At 31.8% G+C, this 19,970-nt stretch carries 19 protein-coding genes; 9 read left to right on the forward strand and 10 right to left on the reverse strand.

Translation table 11 applies throughout. The features are described 5' to 3' along the window. Positions 1 to 296: 296 nt before the first annotated feature. The 5 genes from Q0921_RS21155 to Q0921_RS21175 form a co-directional block, all read right to left on the reverse strand. The gene (locus tag Q0921_RS21155; protein WP_299260468.1) at positions 297 to 1,559 is read right to left on the reverse strand and encodes a POTRA domain-containing protein; all 1,263 of its coding nucleotides are present in this window, start codon (positions 1,557 to 1,559) and stop codon (positions 297 to 299) included. Positions 1,560 to 1,563: 4 nt separating this feature from the next. Beyond that, on the reverse strand, positions 1,564 to 2,301 hold the full coding sequence (locus tag Q0921_RS21160) for a hypothetical protein (RefSeq protein WP_299260470.1): 738 nt from the start codon (positions 2,299 to 2,301) through the stop codon (positions 1,564 to 1,566). Next, complete coding sequence (locus Q0921_RS21165; protein WP_299260472.1) at positions 2,294 to 3,292, reverse strand: glycoside hydrolase; 999 nt, start codon at positions 3,290 to 3,292, stop codon at positions 2,294 to 2,296. The genes Q0921_RS21160 and Q0921_RS21165 overlap by 8 nt, the downstream gene beginning before the upstream one ends. Before the next feature lie 162 nt (positions 3,293 to 3,454). After that, the gene (locus Q0921_RS21170; protein ID WP_299260474.1) at positions 3,455 to 4,375 is read right to left on the reverse strand and encodes a hypothetical protein; all 921 of its coding nucleotides are present in this window, start codon (positions 4,373 to 4,375) and stop codon (positions 3,455 to 3,457) included. A 71-nt stretch (positions 4,376 to 4,446) separates the two neighbouring features. Next, positions 4,447 to 5,157 (reverse strand): DUF547 domain-containing protein, encoded by a 711-nt coding sequence (locus Q0921_RS21175; RefSeq protein ID WP_299260476.1) that lies wholly within the window; start codon positions 5,155 to 5,157, stop codon positions 4,447 to 4,449. Positions 5,158 to 5,480: 323 nt separating this feature from the next. Here Q0921_RS21175 and Q0921_RS21180 point away from each other — a divergent pair, with 323 nt between their 5' ends. Beyond that, positions 5,481 to 6,782: an FAD/NAD(P)-binding oxidoreductase gene (locus Q0921_RS21180; protein ID WP_299260478.1), complete on the forward strand. Its 1,302-nt coding sequence runs from the start codon at positions 5,481 to 5,483 to the stop codon at positions 6,780 to 6,782. Between the two features lie 3 nt (positions 6,783 to 6,785). Continuing rightward, on the forward strand, positions 6,786 to 8,423 hold the full coding sequence (locus tag Q0921_RS21185; RefSeq protein WP_299260480.1) for a 4Fe-4S dicluster domain-containing protein: 1,638 nt from the start codon (positions 6,786 to 6,788) through the stop codon (positions 8,421 to 8,423). A 79-nt stretch (positions 8,424 to 8,502) separates the two neighbouring features. Here the strand turns inward: Q0921_RS21185 and Q0921_RS21190 are convergent, their stop codons facing one another. After that, entirely contained in the window at positions 8,503 to 9,786 is a 1,284-nt protein-coding gene (locus Q0921_RS21190) for a HAMP domain-containing sensor histidine kinase (protein ID WP_299260482.1), read from the reverse strand. A gap of 241 nt (positions 9,787 to 10,027) precedes the next feature. On the opposite strand from Q0921_RS21190, the gene Q0921_RS21195 reads away from it, so the two are divergent. Genes Q0921_RS21195 through Q0921_RS21220 form a run of 6 tightly spaced genes read left to right on the forward strand, consistent with a single transcriptional unit; the run spans position 10,028 to position 15,329 of the window. Next, on the forward strand, positions 10,028 to 10,525 hold the full coding sequence (locus tag Q0921_RS21195) for a hypothetical protein (RefSeq protein ID WP_299260484.1): 498 nt from the start codon (positions 10,028 to 10,030) through the stop codon (positions 10,523 to 10,525). Beyond that, positions 10,526 to 11,218, forward strand: coding sequence for a glycosyltransferase family 2 protein (locus tag Q0921_RS21200; protein WP_299260486.1), 693 nt, complete (start codon positions 10,526 to 10,528; stop codon positions 11,216 to 11,218). Next, on the forward strand, positions 11,218 to 12,690 hold the full coding sequence (locus Q0921_RS21205) for a cellulose synthase family protein (RefSeq protein ID WP_299260488.1): 1,473 nt from the start codon (positions 11,218 to 11,220) through the stop codon (positions 12,688 to 12,690). The genes Q0921_RS21200 and Q0921_RS21205 overlap by 1 nt, the downstream gene beginning before the upstream one ends. Beyond that, entirely contained in the window at positions 12,690 to 14,069 is a 1,380-nt protein-coding gene (locus Q0921_RS21210; RefSeq protein WP_299260490.1) for a mannosyltransferase, read from the forward strand. Before Q0921_RS21205 ends, Q0921_RS21210 begins: the two co-directional genes overlap by 1 nt. Further along, positions 14,066 to 14,494: a hypothetical protein gene (locus Q0921_RS21215; RefSeq protein WP_299260492.1), complete on the forward strand. Its 429-nt coding sequence runs from the start codon at positions 14,066 to 14,068 to the stop codon at positions 14,492 to 14,494. Before Q0921_RS21210 ends, Q0921_RS21215 begins: the two co-directional genes overlap by 4 nt. Before the next feature lie 7 nt (positions 14,495 to 14,501). Beyond that, positions 14,502 to 15,329, forward strand: coding sequence for an alpha/beta fold hydrolase (locus tag Q0921_RS21220; protein WP_299260493.1), 828 nt, complete (start codon positions 14,502 to 14,504; stop codon positions 15,327 to 15,329). A 59-nt stretch (positions 15,330 to 15,388) separates the two neighbouring features. Here Q0921_RS21220 and Q0921_RS21225 read toward each other — a convergent pair whose 3' ends face one another. Further along, a complete protein-coding gene (locus tag Q0921_RS21225; protein WP_299260494.1) occupies positions 15,389 to 16,228 on the reverse strand; it encodes a pseudouridine synthase in 840 nt (279 codons plus the stop codon). A 48-nt stretch (positions 16,229 to 16,276) separates the two neighbouring features. Further along, positions 16,277 to 17,233, reverse strand: coding sequence for a carbon-nitrogen hydrolase family protein (locus Q0921_RS21230; protein WP_299260496.1), 957 nt, complete (start codon positions 17,231 to 17,233; stop codon positions 16,277 to 16,279). 451 nt (positions 17,234 to 17,684) lie between these two features. On the opposite strand from Q0921_RS21230, the gene Q0921_RS21235 reads away from it, so the two are divergent. After that, a complete protein-coding gene (locus tag Q0921_RS21235; RefSeq protein ID WP_299260498.1) occupies positions 17,685 to 18,029 on the forward strand; it encodes a hypothetical protein in 345 nt (114 codons plus the stop codon). 62 nt (positions 18,030 to 18,091) lie between these two features. On the opposite strand, the gene Q0921_RS21240 is transcribed toward Q0921_RS21235, so the two are convergent. Together Q0921_RS21240 and Q0921_RS21245 are read right to left on the reverse strand one after the other, a co-directional pair. After that, entirely contained in the window at positions 18,092 to 19,000 is a 909-nt protein-coding gene (locus Q0921_RS21240) for a geranylgeranylglycerol-phosphate geranylgeranyltransferase (protein ID WP_299260500.1), read from the reverse strand. A 15-nt stretch (positions 19,001 to 19,015) separates the two neighbouring features. Next, positions 19,016 to 19,951 (reverse strand): mevalonate kinase, encoded by a 936-nt coding sequence (locus Q0921_RS21245; protein ID WP_299260599.1) that lies wholly within the window; start codon positions 19,949 to 19,951, stop codon positions 19,016 to 19,018. Between the last annotated feature and the right edge of the window lie 19 nt (positions 19,952 to 19,970).

Here is a 19,970-nt window from a genome sequence, read left to right on the forward strand (position 1 = left end):
ACAAGCAACTCATCTTTGTCTTACCGGAGGAGGTATTGAATAATTATTTAATAAACAGTATAAATAAAGGTTGTTTTTATAATCTCTATTTATACTTAAAAACCCGTTGTTCATTTTGATTTTTTTATTCAAAATTCGTCGATTCGAGTGCTTCGACTAAAAGAAGAAGTGTATCGAGAATAGGATTTTAGATAAAAAAAGCTATTCTCGATACAATTTTCCTCCATCTTATTTTGGAAAATTACTCGAATTGACGCTTTTTTTTTAACATTTCCTTCAAAATGCACAATAAGTACTTAAAAATATTGTCCAATCCCAAATACAAATCCATTTGTTGAGTCTTCCGTAATTCCATACCCATAATCTATTCTGAATATTGCATTAAAAATACGCTTATGCATAAAACGTAATCCTACACCTGGATATATTCTAAAGTTCTGTGTATCGCCAAAATCACCAAAATCACCCCCTGGATTCCGCCAGCTACCACCATCCACAAAAACATTACTCTGTAACACAAACCAATCTTTATCGTACAATGTATGTCTGTACTCTGTGTTTAGCACGATTACTCCTGTCCCTCTATCGATCGTGTTTCCAACTCCCCTAATATTCAGATTATTGTCTACTGCAAAAGGTGCGAAGGGTGAATCATCATTGGTCGCTAATCCAAGACGCAATCGAGATGCCCAATTACCTTTTTTTCCTATTCTGTGATAATATAAAAAATCATTCCAGCCAATTAAAAAATCAGGCAAAACATTTTCGGTACTGATTACATATTGAAAATTAGCTACGCTCCTAAATCCAGAGACATATTGAAACTCATAATCAAGATTGGTATACTCGTAGATTAACTTGTACAATAATTTATTAACATCAAAGTCCAACGGTACGTCAGGACCAGTCGCTCCTCGTTTATAGCTATAATCTTCATTAAAATAATTTACTCCTAACTCTACTCGATGCTGAAAATTAAACTCATACAATCCCAATAATTCATAAGATGTGTTATTGTATTTATAATCCGCAGTACCCGTATCTAAAAAAACAGGTTCCTGAGTGGTGAGATTTTGATAATTAAAAGCTAATCCAATTTTACTACTGAATAAATATGGAGCTCGCAGGTTAACCCCAAAAGAACTATATATATCATCCTGATAAAAGCCTCCGAACGTAATATTCTGACCAAAGAGATTAAATTCATATAAACCAACTCTAAAGGCAAACTCATCATCATTGGTCGTATACACATTCGCACTAGGAATGATAGTAAAATTTTCTTCTATTGTATAAAAAACATTATACTCTCCTTCTTTTTGTGCTTCGAAAACCTGATAATACGCATGAGCCACTGATGGCAATCTTTTAATTCTTTTGATATCCTCTTCAATCGCAATTGAATCCAGAGTTGCTCCTGCTTTTACTTTTGCAATTTTTTTGATGAATGATGCCTTAGTTTTTTTATTTCCTTGTACTTTGAGATCAACAATTTTTAATTCTTGTCCATAGTTGATAAAACAAAAAAATAGCGTGGTTAATAAAATAAGCCTTTTCATACATCTAAGGTGTAAAGTTCTTTTCAATAAATAGATTCACCCAATTGTCTTCGCTAACTCCCATTAGTGTGAAGTCGTATGAATTGATTGGATTTAATTGTGGTGGAGTTCCTTGTGTGATATTTAAAATTACATTATCTGTTTTATAATACTGAAATTGTTTTTGAAAAGTATATGTTCCTGACAGTAATTCATTTTTATCATCAGAAACTACTTGAAAGTATATCTTGTTATCATCAAAAAAACCATCATTCCAACTAAAGGATGGCATAGCTTCCATATCTTTAGTAATACTTACTTCATTACTAAACTCGGTAGGCTTAGTCATATGCTTTAATCTAATTGGATTAGATAAGTGTAGTTTGCTTTCTTCAAAAAAAGTAATGATTACCCATTTTTCCTCTGAAATAATTCGTGTAAATTTTTTAAGGTATCCATTAAAAATATTCGACGGTTCTATGTTTACACGAAAATAGTTTTGGTAGTTATCCTTATCTACATCAATTCCAGAAGTCTCATAATATCGTATATCTGTGACACCTGGTCTTGGGTATAAGTAGGCAATAACTGTATTTTGGTTAGATTTAGATCCTGATGCACAAGCTATTACATTATCAATTTCTATTTCATTAGTAACTACCAGTGAAGCTAAAGATTTATCTAATTCTATAGTATTTTCATCATTATTACACGCATATAAAGTGCAACATAACATAAGTACTATATAATTAGTTTTAGTCATCTCTATATAATGATTGTATTAACTTTTCTGCCGGCTTATTTTGTATAGTAAATCTATTATTATCTTCACCTCCTACCTCATCATGATTATGATACCATTTCCAAAGAAATCCTCCAGCAAACCAAGGTTCATTCCAAAACTCTTCGTGTAAGGCTGACAATGCATTACTCTGAGCCTCTAGATTAACATTACCATTCGTTCTATTAGAATCCCAAGGCTCTTTTCCTGTATAATGAATACTTCTATATCCATATTCTGTAAACAATACTGGTTTTCCAACCGTTCCTTGTAATGCAACTACCTTATTTTTATGATTCTGCCAACTTTTTTTCATCTCATCGACAGTTGGCGTTTTACTATTAGAAACCGGAAAATAAGCATCGACTCCTATGTAATCTAATTGATCCCAAAAAGGAGCTTTTGCAAACTGATCCCAATTCTCTGCATAGGTTAATTTTCCTTTATATACAGATCTTATATTTTGTATTAACTGATCCCAATATTCTGATCTTTTCTGAACAAAAGTGTGTAATTCTGTTCCTATACATAAAATCGGAACTTCCATCTCCTGAGCTAACTTAGCATACAACATAATAAAATCCTCATACGATTTTTCAAAAGTATTCCAATCTTCTTCCGAGTCCATAGATATATTACCAGTAAACTCTCCTCGCCAAACCCAAATCTGAGGTTTTAGCATTACCTTAATTCCTTTTCGGTTCAACAATTCAATGGTACGTTTTGCGCCATCTGCTTTTTCACCCCACCATTGTCTTTCTGTATTAAAAATAACAGAGGGTTCTTTTAGGTTTTTAACAAAACCAAAAGGCATTACCGCCGCCCAATTTGCATTAACTCGAACTACAGGATCGATATTAGTCTCATTAATTTCTTTTGGAGAGGCAACAAAACTAATTCCATTAATTTTAGATTCTTGACCAGAACAACCACAACAAAATAAGCTAATCAGCAGTATAAAAAAACGTTTCATGATTATTTTTTATACCGCTGAAAATACAATTTATATTTTATAGTGCTTAAAATATCGCTCTTAAACCTAAGCTAAATGTTTGTCCTAATCCTTGGAAATTATCTCCTCTGGTTAGTTAAAATGTTATATATAGTTAACCTCAATCCAGAGAATGTTTGTTTTCTATAATACATACCTTAAACCTATATTGTATGACTCTCCAAGACCAGAATCATTTCCTCTTGCAAAATAACTCCATAATGCTTCAATATTAAGCGATTTTGTAAGCTGATATTTTGCTCCTGCTCCTACTGCAGTTAGATCTTGCTCAAAATCATTATTTAAATCAATAAGTTGAAAATGTTGAACAAATACTTGCGCTGTAAACTTAGAGCTCGGAAAATAACTTAAGAAAACTCCAGGAGTAAGACGGAAGCTGTCATTGGCAAAACTACCTTCCGATCTGCCATCGCTATTAAACTCAAGGTCCTTACCAAAATTATATTCAGTATTTAGATCAAAGAAAAGCTGCCACTTATTACTATTCCCTAAAGCAAGGTCATAAAAGAATCTGTTTTGAAAAACAAACCCATCTTGATCAAAGAAAACACCATCATCAAACTCACTTTTTATTGTTGGAATCACCAAGCTACTTTGTACAGAAAAATTACTCAGACTTTTAAAAGGGACAAATTTTACACTTGGAGCGATACTGGTAATACCACTTCTTGCTGATCCACTTTCTCCATCAAAACTGAAGACATCAAAAGCACCACGGTCTCCTATTGTATTTGATCTAAATTCAATAATCGCACCTACAGTTATTCTTCTATTTTCTGAAATTCCATAGAAAACATCTAATGTCGAAGTAAAGAAGTTTTCTCTATCTGCAGAAGATACATCTCCGTTGGCGTTTGCAATACGAGTTTGTGTATAAAGATTATTAAACCATTTAACATCTACTTGTCCTTTTCCAATCAATTTTGAAGGAGTAAGATTTTGTATTACAGAACCATTATCCTCTGCATCATCATCTTGCGCAAATCCAAAGCTTACGGTTAGTAATAAAAAAAGTGCGGTTATTATATTCTTAGTCGATCTCATGATTTAAATATGTTTATTATTAGATTAAGTGTTTATTGGATTACTTGTTATCCTTATTTATAGGTTTATTATTATTTTGCTACGTTTAAACTCCAATTATATGGGTAATAGGATACTTTTGCATTCGTCGGAATTTTTTCCTTTCTAAACTGATTTACATAGTCTATTTCTGAACCATTTTGGGTAAAATCGCCTTTGTACCATTCGAATATCTTAGAAAGCTGCACTTTTTTTCCTTTAACTTTTATGAAATTAGGGTTATTTAATGCAATCGTTGTCTGACGTTGTAGTTGTTTTTCTAATAATGAAGGAGTGTAAGCTTCAGAAATTATCGGAGGACATCCTAATCCAGCACACACTAACGCGAAATGAAAACGAGCTTCAGTTGGAAAGTTTTTACGTAATATTTTATTTTCTAGATCATTCAAGGTCGTTGTCTTACCGCCTAAAGTATATTTAATTTTATCAAAAAAACCTTTAATATTTAGCGGTGATTTTGTCGGGTAATTACTTACAATACCTTTAATAACAGCTAAATTGTATCCATTGATAAAAAATGCTTGAAACGTTTCGGCATCACTTTTAGAAACACTCGCACCAGCAGCTATATCTAATAATTCATTTAATGTAGTTGGGTCATTTTTGATGGCCTTATAATCAACTTTTCCTTTAGTTACATGCTTTTTGAAAAAAGCATCTGACTTGGTGAAAAAATCGGCTGTGTTTTGTGCAGAACCAATAGTGACCGTAAGAAAAGTCAATAAGAAAATTATTTTTTTCATGAGTTAATGTTTTTATAAACTTCATTCAATGAAGCTGTTTTTTATATGAGTTAATGTCATTTAAGTTTACCTTGGCAACTGGCATTGAGTCGAAGGGTTCATATGCTACTTACATTTTTTCTTTAATTTATTTAAAGACATACATATTCAATCTTAAAGCAGAAAGTCACGTTCGAATTGCTTATAAAAACTTACATAAACTCGGCTTTTTAGATTAATTCTAAATTATTAATACTCTTTAAGTTCTTATATTTATGAACGACTGACAGATGGAAGCTTTATTTTTTTTAGCTAAAAATCGAATTCAACTAACACAAATCTTTATGGAACATATTGTAATTATCGGCAATGGAATTTCTGGTGTTACTGCTGCAAGGCATATCAGGAAAATGTCCGATAAAAAAATCACTGTTGTCTCTGCTGAGACGGATTATTTCTTTTCTCGTACTGCTTTAATGTATGTCTATATGGGGCATATGAAATTTGAACACACACAACCTTATGAAAATTGGTTTTGGGAAAAAAACCGAATTGAATTAAAAAAGGGATTTGTTTCTAAAGTAGACCACCAAAAAAGTCAATTAATTTTCGATAGTGGAGAAAACCTACAATATGACAAACTTATTATCGCCACAGGCTCCAAACCAAACAAGTTCGGATGGCCAGGCCAGGATCTGGATGGTGTAATGGGAATGTATCACAAACAAGATCTTGAAAATCTTGAAAAATACGCTCCTACGAATAAGGTTTGTAAAAGAGCCGTAATTGTTGGAGGAGGATTAATAGGTATAGAATTGGCAGAAATGTTACGTTCTAGAGATATTCCTGTTACTTTTTTAGTTAGAGAAGATAGTTTCTGGAATGGGGTTTTGCCAGCTGGTGAATCAGCAATGATTAATAGACATATCAAGAATCATCATATTGACCTTCGTTTAGGAATGAATCTCAAAGAAATTATAGCTGATGAAAATGGAAAAGTAAAAGCAGTAGTAATTCCTGAAACAGGTGAGGTTATTGAGTGTGATGTTGTTGGTCTTACGGCGGGAGTATCACCTAATGTAGATTTCTTAAAAGAATCTGGAATAGAACTAGGAAGAGGTATTAAAGTAAATCGTTTTCTAGAAACAAATATTCCTAATATTTATGCGATTGGCGATTGTGCGGAGCAACATGAAGCTATAGGAAATAGAAGACCTATTGAAGCCGTTTGGTATACCGGTAGAATGATGGGTGAAACGGTTGCACAAACGATTTGCGGAAATAAACTAGAATATAAACCTGGGCATTGGTTTAACAGTGCGAAATTTTTGGATATTGAGTATCAGACCTATGGATGGGTGTTTGGTAAACCCAAAGAATATGAGGAACAATTTCATTGGATACATAAAGATGACACAAAGTGTGTTACCATTTCTTATCATAAAGAAACCCGAGAATTTCTTGGTATAAATACGTTTGGTATACGAATGCGTCATGAAGTATTTGATAAATGGCTAACAGAGAAAAAAGATGTGGATTATGTTATAGAACATCTATTAGAAGCCAATTTTGATCCAGAGTTTTTTAAACATTTCGAAAAAGATATTTTAAATGCTTTTCAAAAGCAACAAACAATAAACGCATAAATCATGGCAGTAGAAAGAAATATGGCATTAACAGGACAACCTCCTAAAAGCCTCAACACAATTCAAAAAATTGGTGTCCTTATTGGAATGTCAGGACTCCTTGTTTTATTATTAGCAGCCTTTAATTTAAACTTACCTAACAAAGGGTTATGGCTTACAATGTCTTTATCAGCCTTAATAATAGGTATTATCATTTTTTCAAAAGGATCTTATGACAAAAAATTAGAAGGAATAAAAAATGATGGAGTCTGGTTTAAATCTATGTCATCAAGAGGAGTGCTTGCCTGGATGGCAGGAGTTGCTCTCACAGGCTTTTATATCGTTTTATACTTTTTTGCTGAATTATTAGGATTAGGACAAGGAGTAGACGGAACCAATACTGGATTAGTTGGATTATTTGATCCTTTAAGTCGTTTACTAAGTGGTAATCCTGCTAGCCAATGGTTTGTATATGGAACACTATATACTGTAGCCATCGTTGGTTTTGGGATAAAGTTTTTGATGAAATACAAACACAATCGCTACGAGCAATTACGTACTATGAGCGTTATGTTTTTTCAGACTGCTTTTGCTTTTGTAATACCAGAATTAATGGCTCGTTTAAATTCGGACACTTTTTCTTTGCCTTATAATGATCTAAAGAATATGTGGCCTCTTAACTATTATGCATTTGAACAATGGCGGGTAGATCAATTCATTAATGCGCAAAATATTGGACTATTCTTTTTAATCCTTGCAGTATTAATGGTATTTGTAATTTCTCCGTGGTTAACTTATAAGTACGGAAAAAGATGGTATTGCTCTTGGGTTTGTGGTTGCGGAGGATTAGCTGAGACTGCAGGAGATTCTTTCCGCCAGTTGTCTGACAAGAGTCTGAAAGCGTGGAAATTCGAACGTTGGATGATTAATGGCGTATTAGTTTTTTCTGTAGTGATGACAGTAGCAACTATTTCTACTTATCTAGGATATGATGCTACTAAATACTGGTTTACCAAAAACACATTTCTAATTAGTGTTGGATCATTTTTAACAATTGTTTTTGCTGGGATTTCCTACTTCAAAAGGGATCAACTAAACAATAGTGCTTTTAAAGGAGCTATAGGTGCATTTATACTAACTATTGGTTTTCTTGTGCTTATTGCTTTTGTAGATCTTAATCAGATTAAAATTAATGCCTCATATTTTTCTTTTGGTCTAAATACTAAAGAATATGCATTTGATAGTGCACTAAGAACTTTCTATGGTTTTGGTGTTGGTTCCATTTTCTCTGGTGTTATCGGAACTGGATTCTATCCTATTCTTGGGAACCGTATATGGTGTCGTATGGGTTGCCCAATGGCAGGAATTATGGGAATACAACAAAAATTATTTTCTAAATTTAGAATTACTACTAATGGAGGTCAATGTATTTCTTGTGGTAATTGTTCTACATATTGTGAACAAGGTATCGATGTGCGTGCTTATGCTCAAAAAGGTGAAAACATTGTAAGATCCAGTTGTGTAGGTTGCGGAATTTGTTCTGCTGTATGCCCTAGAGGTGTATTAAAACTAGAAAACGATGGTTTAGATGGAAGAATCAATTCTAATGAAATTTTATTAGGGAATGATGTAGATCTAATGGATTTTGTAAATAACAAATAAACTCAATAGCTTCAATATATAAAAAAACAGCCTATAAATAGGCTGTTTTTTTATACATTAAGGTGAGGTTGTAAAATAATTACGCACTCATCGTGTGTGGAAAATACAGGTTAATTGTCGTTCCTTTATTATACTCGCTTTCTATTTCCAAAACTCCGTTTTGCTTTTCCACTAGTTTCTTAGCGATACTTAAACCAAAACCAGTACCTCTTTCATTTTCTGTTCCTGTTGTAGAATTATTCTTTTCTGTAGTAAAAAGATCATAAAGACTTTCGTTACGTATTCCTATTCCTTTATCCTCTATTGCAATTCTTACTTGTCCTCCAATTTTTTCGGATTTTACAATGATATCAGATCCACGATGAGAAAACTTTATGGCATTTGCTATTAAATTTCTCATAACGGTCTCCATCATTGCAGGATTTATAGTAACTTTAAGATCTTTTGGTAATTCATTTATTAAACTAATTTCTTTATTTTTCGTTTTCAAATTAGAAAATGCAAAAACCTTATCAACAATAACAGAAATCTTCTTGGTTTCCAGCAAAACCTGTGATTGCTTTTTATAGATATTACCCCATTCTAATAAATCTTCTAACAAATTATTGCCTTTGTCAGCAGCCTCTTTTATCATATTCCTTATCTGATCTCGTTCCTCAACATTATCTACTTCATCTACCATATCGATAAGAGATCTAAGTTGATAGAAAGGCGTTCTAAGATCATGTCCAATAATTCTAAAGAGATCATCTTTTGATTGATTCATTTCTTTAAGCTCTTCATTTTTGATACTTATCAATCTATTTGCCTCTTTGACCTTTCTAGATAGCTGTACTAATAAACGCTGACAAAAATATGCCATTAGACCGCCTCCACTCACAATCACAAAGTAAAATGCCAATTTCTCTATCGGAAATTTAGGGTAATAAAACGTGCATAATGTGATGAAAATAAAATTAATCGTAAGTAAAAAGATGATATGCCTAAAATGTACCAGCATTCCCACAGCAAAAAATAATAGAGATACGATTACTTCTACTTTTAAAAAGAATGATTCAAATTTGAAATTAGGATCTAATACTCCATAAAAAAGAGAGGACATCATTCCTAAGACAATGGTATATACGGCCAGCGTAAGTAATCTAGACTTTCTGATCAAACCGCCTTTCTGTAGTAGTAAACTAATAGCAACTATTGCAAAAGTGATAACTGCTCTTTTAAAATAAATACTTAGCCCTCCTTCATTGTACTCTACAATACCATCTAATATTATTCCTGGTAATGCAATAAACATTACGGTAAACAACACTTTGTCAAATTGAAAGAATTTCGGTAATTTTCGGGATGTGTTACTAATATTCATATAAATATCAATTTATTTAGCCCCGTTAAACTTTATGTAGAAATAAAAATTAAATTCCAATAACATCGTTAAAGTTAACAAAAAAATCGATAAAAAGCACTTTATTATTATTTTTTTATTAAAAAAGTAAGAACATAGATACACCAATTTACAATTAGACGATCATTAAAGTTGTGTTTTTTTATTAATTTTTGTTGGTATTTCATAAGGGTATCGTCTAAGTGCGTATAGTAATACATAGATGATACACAAATTTTTCATATTATTAGTGGCATATTCTTTTTTTGGTAACCAAATAGTGGTCCAAAAAAAATACCAAAAAGAATATTACAGTGATGGTTCTATAAAAGCTGAAGGTTGGAAGATGGATAATCAAAAGATAGATTATTGGTACACCTATCATCCCAATGGAAATGTAATGGAGCAAGGACATTATAGAAATAATAAGAAAAAAGGATATTGGTATTTTTATTCCTTAGAAAATAAACTCATTAAAGAAGGGCATTTTACAAACGATAAAGCAGAGAAATGGTGGATTATTTACGATATTGCCGCTAGTAATCAGAAAGATCGAATTACTAGAAAGTATCAATATCGAAATAATAAAAAAAACGGGTACTGTCTATTATATAAAAATAACAAACTTTTTAAAGCAGAGAAATACGTTGATGATCAAAAAACCGGAGAATGGACAGATATTTTCAGTTTCAAAAAAGACAATCCCAATGCTTCCCTGTAAATGAATCCCTTGATCAAAGTTATCATACCTGCCTACAATGAAGAAGGCTCTATAGGTCACGTAATTAAAGAAATACCTAAGAGTGTTTCTGAGATAATTGTAGTGAGTAATAATTCTACCGACAATACAGAAACTGTTGCAAAACAAGCTGGTGCTGTTGTATTAAGAGAAGAAAGAATGGGGTATGGGTATGCCTGTCTCAAGGGATTAGAGTATGTTGCTTCGCAAAAAACTATTCCAGAAATTATTGTATTTCTAGATGGTGATTACAGTGATTATCCCGAAGAATTGACAAAGATTGTTGCTCCCATTATAAACCAAGATATAGATATGGTCATTGGAGCAAGAGATAAAAAATTAAGAGAATCAGGTTCTATGACTGTTCCTCAAATTTTTGGAAATTGGCTTGCTACCAGTTTAATGAATTTATTTTTTGGTGCAAAATTCACAGATCTTGGACCTTTTAGAGCAATTAAATATGATAAGCTTATGGAGCTAGAAATGCAAGACAAAACTTATGGATGGACTGTAGAGATGCAACTAAAGGCCATAAAAAAACGTTTTACATATATAGAAGTTCCTGTTCGCTATAAAAAGAGAATAGGTGTCTCAAAAGTTTCAGGAACCATAAAAGGTGCTATCTTTGCAGGCGTTAAGATTTTAAGTTGGATTTTTAAATATAGCTTTGCGTAATGGATATTGCTATCATTGTTATTTATACAGTAGCTTTACTAATAATTTTCTTGTACAGTTTGGCACAGTTGAATTTACTTTTCAACTACCTTAAGTCTCGCAAAATAAACGATAACTCTCCTACTTTTGATCTTTCTAAAGAAGAAGAAACTCCTTACGTTACGATTCAGTTACCAGTTTATAATGAACTCTATGTTATGGAGCGTTTACTGGATAATATTGCCCTATTAGAGTATCCTAAAGACAAATTAGAAATACAAGTATTAGATGATTCTACAGATGAATCTGTGCAAACCACTATAACTCATATCCAGAAACTACAAAAAACAGGTTTAGATATTCAACATATATGTCGTGAGGACAGAACTGGATTTAAAGCAGGAGCCTTAAAAGAAGGACTGAAAATTGCTAAAGGTGAATTTATAGCAATTTTTGATGCTGATTTTCTACCAGGTGAAAAATGGTTGCTTCAGACAATTCCTTATTTCAAAAAAGAAAATATTGGTGTTGTTCAGACACGCTGGGGACACATCAATAGAGATTATTCTATGTTAACTAAAATTCAAGCTTTTGCACTGGATTTTCACTTTACAATGGAACAAGTTGGTCGTAATTACAAAGATCACTTTATTAATTTTAATGGTACAGCGGGTGTATGGAGAAAGAAATGTATTGAAGATGCTGGAAACTGGCAAGGAGATACATTGACAGAAGATTTAGATTTAAGCTACAGAGCACAGCTCAAAAAATGGAAATTTAAATACCTTGAAGAAGTAGAGACTCCTGCAGAATTACCAGTTGTTATAAGTGCTGCCCGTTCACAACAATTTAGATGGAACAAAGGTGCTGCAGAAAATTTCCAAAAACTGTATTGGAAAATGTTGAAAGACAAAACGGTACCGTTTAAAACCAAATTCCATAGTTTCTTTCATTTACTAAATAGTAGTATGTTTTTATTAGTACTACTAGTTGCAATATTAAGTGTTCCAGTGATGTACATAAAGAATAGCAACCCAATGTTTAGTTGGTACTTTAATGTGATTGCCTTTTTTGCGTTAAGTACTGTCATATTTTTCTTTTGCTACTGGCACACCTTTAAGAAAATTCATAATGGTGGATTTTGGAATTTTATAGAATATATAAAGATGTTTTTCACATTCTTTTCGATAGCTATGGGGTTCTCTGTACATAATTCAATGGCGGTTTTAGAAGGTCATTTCGGAAAGAAAAGTGAATTTGTAAGAACACCAAAATTTAATATAAATACACTTAAGGATTCCTGGAAAGGAAATAAGTATGTCAATAAAAATATTTCTGGAAACACAATTATAGAAGCATTGCTTATGTGTTATTTTGGATTTGCTCTTTACAGCGCCTTTAAACTTCAAGATTTTGGATTATTTTTATTCCATATTATGCTGTTTCTTGGGTTCGGGTTTGTATTCTTTAAATCTGTTACTTCTAAAATGTAATGATAGGACTATGGAAATACAATAAATTTTCCATCATCTTCACCCTGATTTGTGCTTTATTTTATTGGAGTTTTGCATATCAATTAGAACGAATAGATTTTATAAAAATGTTTGGTTTATGGACCGGATTATTCTTTCTTTCTTATAAAATTATTAAAACCAATCCTAATAACATTAAATTACTCGCCGGTATTGCTTTGGGATTTAGAATCGTATTTCTATTAGCCATACCTAATCTATCTCAAGATTTTTATCGATTTATCTGGGATGGTCGCATGTTACTGGAAGGATTTAATCCATATCTATCATTACCAAAAACATGGATTGCACAAGGCAGTGCTCCAATTGCTCAAGCACAAGAATTATATGAAGGCATGGGGACACTTAATGGTAGTCATTATACCAATTATCCTCCAATCAGTCAATTTTGTTACTTAATCGCCGGAATTTTTGCTGGAAAAAGTATTCTAGGTTCGGTAGTAGTTATGCGATTACTGATTATTTTAGCAGATGTCGGTGCATTTTTCTTTGGAAGAAAATTATTAAAAATACTTCAGATACCGGAAAACAGAATATTTTGGTATATCCTGAATCCTTTTGTAATTCTCGAACTCACTGGAAACCTTCATTTTGAATCAGTTATGATATTTTTCATTATCTGGTCATTATATTTACTACAAAAAGGTTATTGGTATTGGGCGGCTATTGCACTAGCCCTTTCTGTTTCAGTTAAACTAATTCCATTATTATTTTTACCGCTATTTTTTCAGAAGTTCATAATAAACTCGGACAATCTAAACCTAACATATAGGTTCTTAAAACTTATTGGATTTTATTGTATCGTTATTATAACCACTGTACTTCTTTTTGCTCCTTTCTTATCTTTAGAATTTATCTCCAATTTCGGCGAAACTATTGGTCTTTGGTTTCAAAATTTTGAATTCAATGCTAGTATTTATTATATCATTCGTTGGGTAGGTTACCAAACTATTGGCTGGAATATTATTGGCACGGTTGGTAAGATTTTACCGTTAATTGTGATTGGGATCCTTCTACTACTCACTTTTTTAAGGAAAAACAAAAATACTAATCAGCTAATTACAGTAATGATGATAGGTATTTGCAGCTATTATTTCTTGTCAACTACAGTACATCCCTGGTATCTAGCGGTTCCTTTAGCGCTTTGTATTTTTACAAAATATAAGTTCCCTATATGGTGGTCTTTTGTTATTATATTTAGCTACACAGCATATATACACCCTGATTTTAAAGAAAATTTATGGTTTGTTGCTCTAGAATATAGTATTGTATTTGGTATTTTTATTTTCGAAGTGTTTAAAAACACAAAAATAGTTTCATTAAAATCTATTTATAATTGAGATTTACATTACATAGTACAATATACTATCTATTTATAGTGCCATTTATAAGTGGTTTTTTATTTTCTCAAGATACTTCTTCTGTTGCAATAGAGTCTTTGCAAAACGATTGGGATCTATGTAAGTATATGACCACTAAACATTACTGTGAATCGAATTCGAATAGATTGTACTGTAATTATCAAATTAAGTTTATTAAAAATCAATTCATCTTACTTGAAGATTCAGAAAAAATTGATAGCGGAGATTTTGAAATTCAACATCATTATGACAATGTTTTCTCGATTAATTTCAACTCTACATTTAATAATGAAATTTTGAAATTATTAGGGTCTGAAAATATCAAGCTCTTTAACGAAAAGGAAAAAGGCTTTATACTTTATTTAGAGTCTTCAGCAAATTTATTTGTACTAAAAAAAACATAACAACATTTTGAAAATTAATTTCAGAAAAATAGGAAGAAGATTATTACGATTTATAGTATTCATTATTATTTTGATTCTTTGCGGATATATATTTCTATATGTAAAACAAGAACGTTTCTTTTTTAACCCTAAAATATTACCCAAGGATTATACATATTCTTTTGATCAGTCTTTTGAAGAAATCAATATTGCTGTAGAGAATGATGTGAATTTAAATGCTTTATTATTTAAAACTGATTCGATTAGTAAAGGCATAATCCTATACTTTCATGGCAATGCAGGGGCAATTCATGAATGGGGAGAACGAGCATATTTATATACAGAAAATAGCTTTGATGTCTTATTCGTAGATTACAGAGGATATGGTAAAAGTGATAGCTTTTACGAGGAAGAATCTGAACTGTATAATGATGCCCAAAAAATATATGATTATGTGCTTACTCGTTATGAAGAAAAAGAAGTAATTGTATTAGGGTATTCAATAGGAACAGGTTTTGCATCGTATACTGCAGCAAAGAATAACCCTAAACTTCTTATTTTAGAAGCTCCTTATTATGCTTGGAACGAATTCATAGCCAATATAGCTCCTGTTCCACAAGCATTGATTAATTACGAAATTCCATCCTATAAATTCTTAGGAGAGGTTCAATCCCCTATTCGGGTTTTTCACGGTGCTAAAGATTTTCTGATCAAACCAGAAGATCATTCTAAACGATTAAAAAAGTTATATCCCGATAAAATCGAACTTACACTCATCAAAGGTGCTGGGCATAATGGTATTTATCTTTCTAAACAATATTACGATGAGTTAAAAGAATTGCTAGATAGGTATTAAAAAAAATGAGCAAGATTATTAGTCTTGCTCATTTTTTTACCTTTTTATTAATCTTACAGTTACATCATTCTCAAATTAATAACTTCTTGTTCGGTAAGTATACGCCAATGACCCCTAGGAAGATCTTTCTTAGTTAATCCTGCAAAAATAACTCTATCTAGTTTCACAACACCGTATTTTAGGTGTTCAAAAAGTTTTGTTACTATTCCATTTTTAGAAGACATCAATTGAATTCCAATTTCACTTTTAGCAGCTCCTTCTATATAAGAAATCTCATCTACTTGAATAAAACCTTCTTCTAATTTGATCCCTTTTTCTATTTTTTGAAAATCTTCGAACTTAAGATTACGATCTAATTCTACATGAAATATTTTACGAACTCCTGTTTTATGATGAGTCAGTTTCTTTTCTAAATCCACATCATTTGTAAACAGTAATAATCCCGTCGTATTACGTTCTAATCTACCAACTGGTTTTAATCTGTTTTTAGAAGCATTGGCTACTAAATCCATTACTGTTCTAGTTTTCTCTGGGCTAGTAGAGGTTACAAAACCTTTGGGTTTATTAAGCAATACATATTCTTTTTTCTCCGGAGTTATCAGTCGTCCATCAAATTTAACCTCATCAGTTAGCTTTACTTTATAACCCATTTCGGTAATTGGTTTACCATTTACCCAAACACTACCTGTTTTGATATAGAGATCTGCATCTCTTCTGGAGCAAACACCAGAATTAGCCACAAATTTATTTAATCGAATTTCATCAGAATCAGAAATCTTCTTTGGTGAGTTATTTGCTTTTTTCACAGGAGCATTACCTCTAGTATATGATTTCTTTTTAGGATTCCCTCCTTGTCTTCCACTTCCTTTTCCGCTATTGGAATTGTCTCCACGACTCATATCTTACATTTTTTGCAAAGATAGCTGTTTAGTTGTTAGAAATAACAACTATTCTTCATCAAACCTAACAGTACTTTGACGTTCTCTACTCACACTCAATTGTGTAACATCAGGTCTAGAATAGTGTCCAACTGGATCAAAATTCTGACGTTCTTGTAACACACGATTAAAATCTAAGGTTTCCATTAACAATCCTTCCTTATTAAGAACAGGTTCTAGAATCCATTCTCCATCGGGCCCTGCAATACAAGAACCTCCATTACCCAAAACATCCGGAGATTTTTTTAAAATTCCGTCTAAATGCGGTGTAGTTGCAGGAAAATCTTCTTTACTCATTAAACTCGAAACAGAAATCACATAGGATCTAGATTCTCTAGCTATAAAACGAGTAATATCTTTGGTATTATAATCACTTCCTGGCCAAACGGCAACATGCAGATTCTCTCCTTGCCCATATAAAGCTGCTCTTGGTAATGGCATCCAGTTCTCCCAGCAATTTAAACCTCCCACAGTAAATGCTTTGAGAGAATGTACCCGAAGTCCATTTCCATCTCCAGGTGCCCAAGTCAATCGTTCTTCATATGTGGGTTGTAATTTACGATGTACTGATTTAATTTCTCCATCTTCATTTATATATACCAACGAAGCATATAAACTATGACCTCCTCTATCTAATGGTCGTTCTATAATACCTAAATAAACCGCTATTTCGTGTTCTTTTGCTAAACTACAAATTGTATCCAGATCACCTTTTTCTATTACTACGGCATTCTGAGCATAGTGCGCATGAATTTCTTTCTGAATTGTGTTATCAAATTGTGCTCCGTCGGTTAGTGAAACCCAGAACGGATAACCTGGTAACAATGTCTCTCCAAAAACGATAAGCTCTGCTTTTTTTAAGGCAGCTTCGACAATTGAATTTTTTATTTTTTCTATAGTGGCTTTTTTATCTAACCATATTGGTGATATCTGTGCCAATGCAACAGTAAGTAATTGATTCTTCATTAAGAATGTCTAGTTTTATCTTTTTGTATTCAAGCATGCCGTTAAGGTTTACAAATTTTAAGGATTTAGTTAACGAATAATTAACATTCAAAAAATTGATTTTCAATTACTTAAATTCAAATATCAGCGATACGGCTAAACCCCAAGATAACGTTAAGTTAACATTAAAGGAGTCGCTAAAATTTAATTATTCGCATTTCAACAATATTAAGATTTGAGAATTTAACAGCAAAAAAAATAATCTGCCTTCATACTCCCAAAGTAAACTTATAAAAAGTATATATTATTCAAAGTTCAATTTATGTTAAAACGTTCACTTTTTTACATAATGGTAAACTTAGGAACACATTCTAATAAAATTCAAACAAAAAAAAATCTACCTGCCACATCTACATTTGTAGTATAAAATTTAAACAAACAATATTTTATAACTCAAATTAAAACATTAAAAATGAAAAAGTTAATTGTATTATTAGTAGTAGTTCTAGCATCAACTCAAATTTTTGCAAATGACAAAAACACAAAAGAAACAAACAAACAAAAACTAAGAAGTGAAATAGCTCTTTTATTAGAAAAGCCGCAGATCAAATTAGATCGTAATGAAATTAACGCTAGTATAGAGTTTGTATTAAATATTAAAGGTGAAATTGTAATCCTAAACGTTGATTCAGAAAAAGAAGCAGTAGTAGATTATGTAAAAAATAGATTAAACTACAAAAAAGTAGATTCTGATATCACAAGAACAGGAAATGAAATATTCACGTTAAGATTAAAGGTATTGAATCCTGATTCTTAAACTTACATTCAAAAACATATAAAAGCAGCTACATTGGTAAAATGTAGTTGCTTTTTGATTTTCTACCAAAATATCTTATCCAAAATCATATGAACATCAATTAATACGATACTAAACACACCAGACACAATAATCAGCTTAAGAGTGTTATGCAACCAAACATAATGTGTTCTCTCGTATGATTTCCATAAAGCAATCAGAAATAAAAATAACAGTCCTAAGCATATATAGAAATAGAGGTGCATAAAACCTATTTCATACCTTGTTAATAACAGATAAATAGGAAAGCAAGAAGCAAGTACGAGTAAACTAATTAATCTTTTAGAAGTCCTCTCTCCATATAGAATAGGTATGGTTTTATAATTTTGAGCCACATCACCTCTAAGATTTCCCAGATCTTTAACCATTTCTCTCATCACCAACATTAAGAATAAAAAAGTTGCATGAACAAAAACAACTTCGTCAAAATTCTTATAGTAGATAAATACAGCAAAAAAAGGTGTTATAGATAATGTTGAAGCAACAAAATTTCCTAAAAAAGGCATTTTTTTAAGTTTATGGGAATAAAACCATATCCCAAAAATATATAAGGAGAAAAACATAACTGCCCTAAATGAAACATAACTAGCAAGTATTACTGAAAGAAAGTTTAGCACAAAGTACCCAGTTAATTTAGTGCGCTGACTTACTAAACGATCCAGCATAGTTTTCTGAGGCCTATTTATGAGGTCCTTTTCTCGGTCGTAAAAATTATTAATAATATATCCAGCTGCAATTACTCCTGCAGACGCTAAAACAATTACAAACAAATTAGTATCAAAAAGAACATTTCTTAACGGTATATGAGGAGCTAGAATGAATACAGAAGTAAGGTATTGTGCTAAGACAATCACGAGAATATTATACCCCCTAACAATAGAAAAAAGACTCAATAACTTTAGAAGAATGAGTTTATTTTTTCTGGAAAGCATTCTGATATGTTCTTATTAAAAGTTGTAAACCACTTCTAATTTATAATCTTTAAGAGCAGATTGAGCTTTATCTAAGTCTTGAGTAAATCCTAGAATATAACCTCCACCACCAGAACCACATAACTTAAGATAATAATCGTTAGTTTCTATTCCATTTTTCCACAATGCATGGAATTGTTTAGGAATCATAGGTTTAAAATTATCTAAAACAACATTAGATAATTGTTTGATGTTTGAGAATAATGATTTTATATCTCCTTGAAGAAAATCATCAACACATGCATCCGTATGCTTTACGAACTGATTTTTAAGCATTGTACGAAAGCCTTCTTGTTTCATGTTTTCCATAAAGATACTAACCATAGGAGCAGTTTCTCCAACGATTCCACTGTCTAATAAAAACACAGCTCCCTTTTTATTGTCCACACTTTGCGAAGGAATTCCTGCCGGTTCTATATTATCTTTAGAATTGATAAGGATCGGAAGACTCAAATAACTATTTAAAGGGTCTAAACCTGAGCTACTACCATGGAAAAATGATTCCATTAGCCCAAAAATCTCCTTAAGTTTCAGTAGTTTATCGCGTGTTAGGTTTTCTAAAACCGTAATTTTATTATCCGCATATTTATCATAAATCGCAGCCACCAATGCTCCGCTACTTCCTACTCCATATCCTTGAGGAATACTACTATCGAAATACATTCCAGATTCAACGTCTTCTTTCAATCTTTGTAAATCGAATTTAACAACACCTTTATTCTGAATTTTATCCAAGTAATTTGTAAACTCGCTTAAACTTTTGTTGGATTTAACGGCTTGTTCATCTGGATTTTCAGATACTTTGAGAGCACCTTTAAAGAAATTATAGGGAATAGAAAGACCTTTAGAATCTTTAATTATTCCGTATTCGCCGAACAAAAGTATTTTCGAGTAAAATAGTGGTCCCTTCATTAGTTTGTTATTCTTATAT

The sequence above is a fragment of the uncultured Aquimarina sp. genome (genome assembly GCF_947496855.1).
In the GTDB taxonomy this organism is placed as follows: Bacteria; Bacteroidota; Bacteroidia; order Flavobacteriales; family Flavobacteriaceae; genus Aquimarina.

Excerpts from the sequence above, each read along its gene's own strand:
- Q0921_RS21210 (WP_299260490.1), top strand. The coding sequence starts at position 12,690 with ATGATAGGACTATGGAAATACAATAAATTTTCCATCATCTTCACCCTG.
- Q0921_RS21235 (WP_299260498.1), top strand. The coding sequence starts at position 17,685 with ATGAAAAAGTTAATTGTATTATTAGTAGTAGTTCTAGCATCAACTCAA.
- Q0921_RS21170 (WP_299260474.1), bottom strand. The coding sequence starts at position 4,375 with ATGAGATCGACTAAGAATATAATAACCGCACTTTTTTTATTACTAACC.
- Q0921_RS21185 (WP_299260480.1), top strand. The coding sequence starts at position 6,786 with ATGGCAGTAGAAAGAAATATGGCATTAACAGGACAACCTCCTAAAAGC.
- Q0921_RS21155 (WP_299260468.1), bottom strand. The coding sequence starts at position 1,559 with ATGAAAAGGCTTATTTTATTAACCACGCTATTTTTTTGTTTTATCAAC.
- Q0921_RS21240 (WP_299260500.1), bottom strand. The coding sequence starts at position 19,000 with ATGCTTTCCAGAAAAAATAAACTCATTCTTCTAAAGTTATTGAGTCTT.
- Q0921_RS21205 (WP_299260488.1), top strand. The coding sequence starts at position 11,218 with ATGGATATTGCTATCATTGTTATTTATACAGTAGCTTTACTAATAATT.
- Q0921_RS21190 (WP_299260482.1), bottom strand. The coding sequence starts at position 9,786 with ATGAATATTAGTAACACATCCCGAAAATTACCGAAATTCTTTCAATTT.
- Q0921_RS21180 (WP_299260478.1), top strand. The coding sequence starts at position 5,481 with ATGGAACATATTGTAATTATCGGCAATGGAATTTCTGGTGTTACTGCT.
- Q0921_RS21175 (WP_299260476.1), bottom strand. The coding sequence starts at position 5,157 with ATGAAAAAAATAATTTTCTTATTGACTTTTCTTACGGTCACTATTGGT.
- Q0921_RS21165 (WP_299260472.1), bottom strand. The coding sequence starts at position 3,292 with ATGAAACGTTTTTTTATACTGCTGATTAGCTTATTTTGTTGTGGTTGT.
- Q0921_RS21245 (WP_299260599.1), bottom strand. The coding sequence starts at position 19,951 with ATGAAGGGACCACTATTTTACTCGAAAATACTTTTGTTCGGCGAATAC.
- Q0921_RS21230 (WP_299260496.1), bottom strand. The coding sequence starts at position 17,233 with ATGAAGAATCAATTACTTACTGTTGCATTGGCACAGATATCACCAATA.
- Q0921_RS21225 (WP_299260494.1), bottom strand. The coding sequence starts at position 16,228 with ATGAGTCGTGGAGACAATTCCAATAGCGGAAAAGGAAGTGGAAGACAA.
- Q0921_RS21195 (WP_299260484.1), top strand. The coding sequence starts at position 10,028 with ATGATACACAAATTTTTCATATTATTAGTGGCATATTCTTTTTTTGGT.
- Q0921_RS21160 (WP_299260470.1), bottom strand. The coding sequence starts at position 2,301 with ATGACTAAAACTAATTATATAGTACTTATGTTATGTTGCACTTTATAT.
- Q0921_RS21200 (WP_299260486.1), top strand. The coding sequence starts at position 10,526 with ATGAATCCCTTGATCAAAGTTATCATACCTGCCTACAATGAAGAAGGC.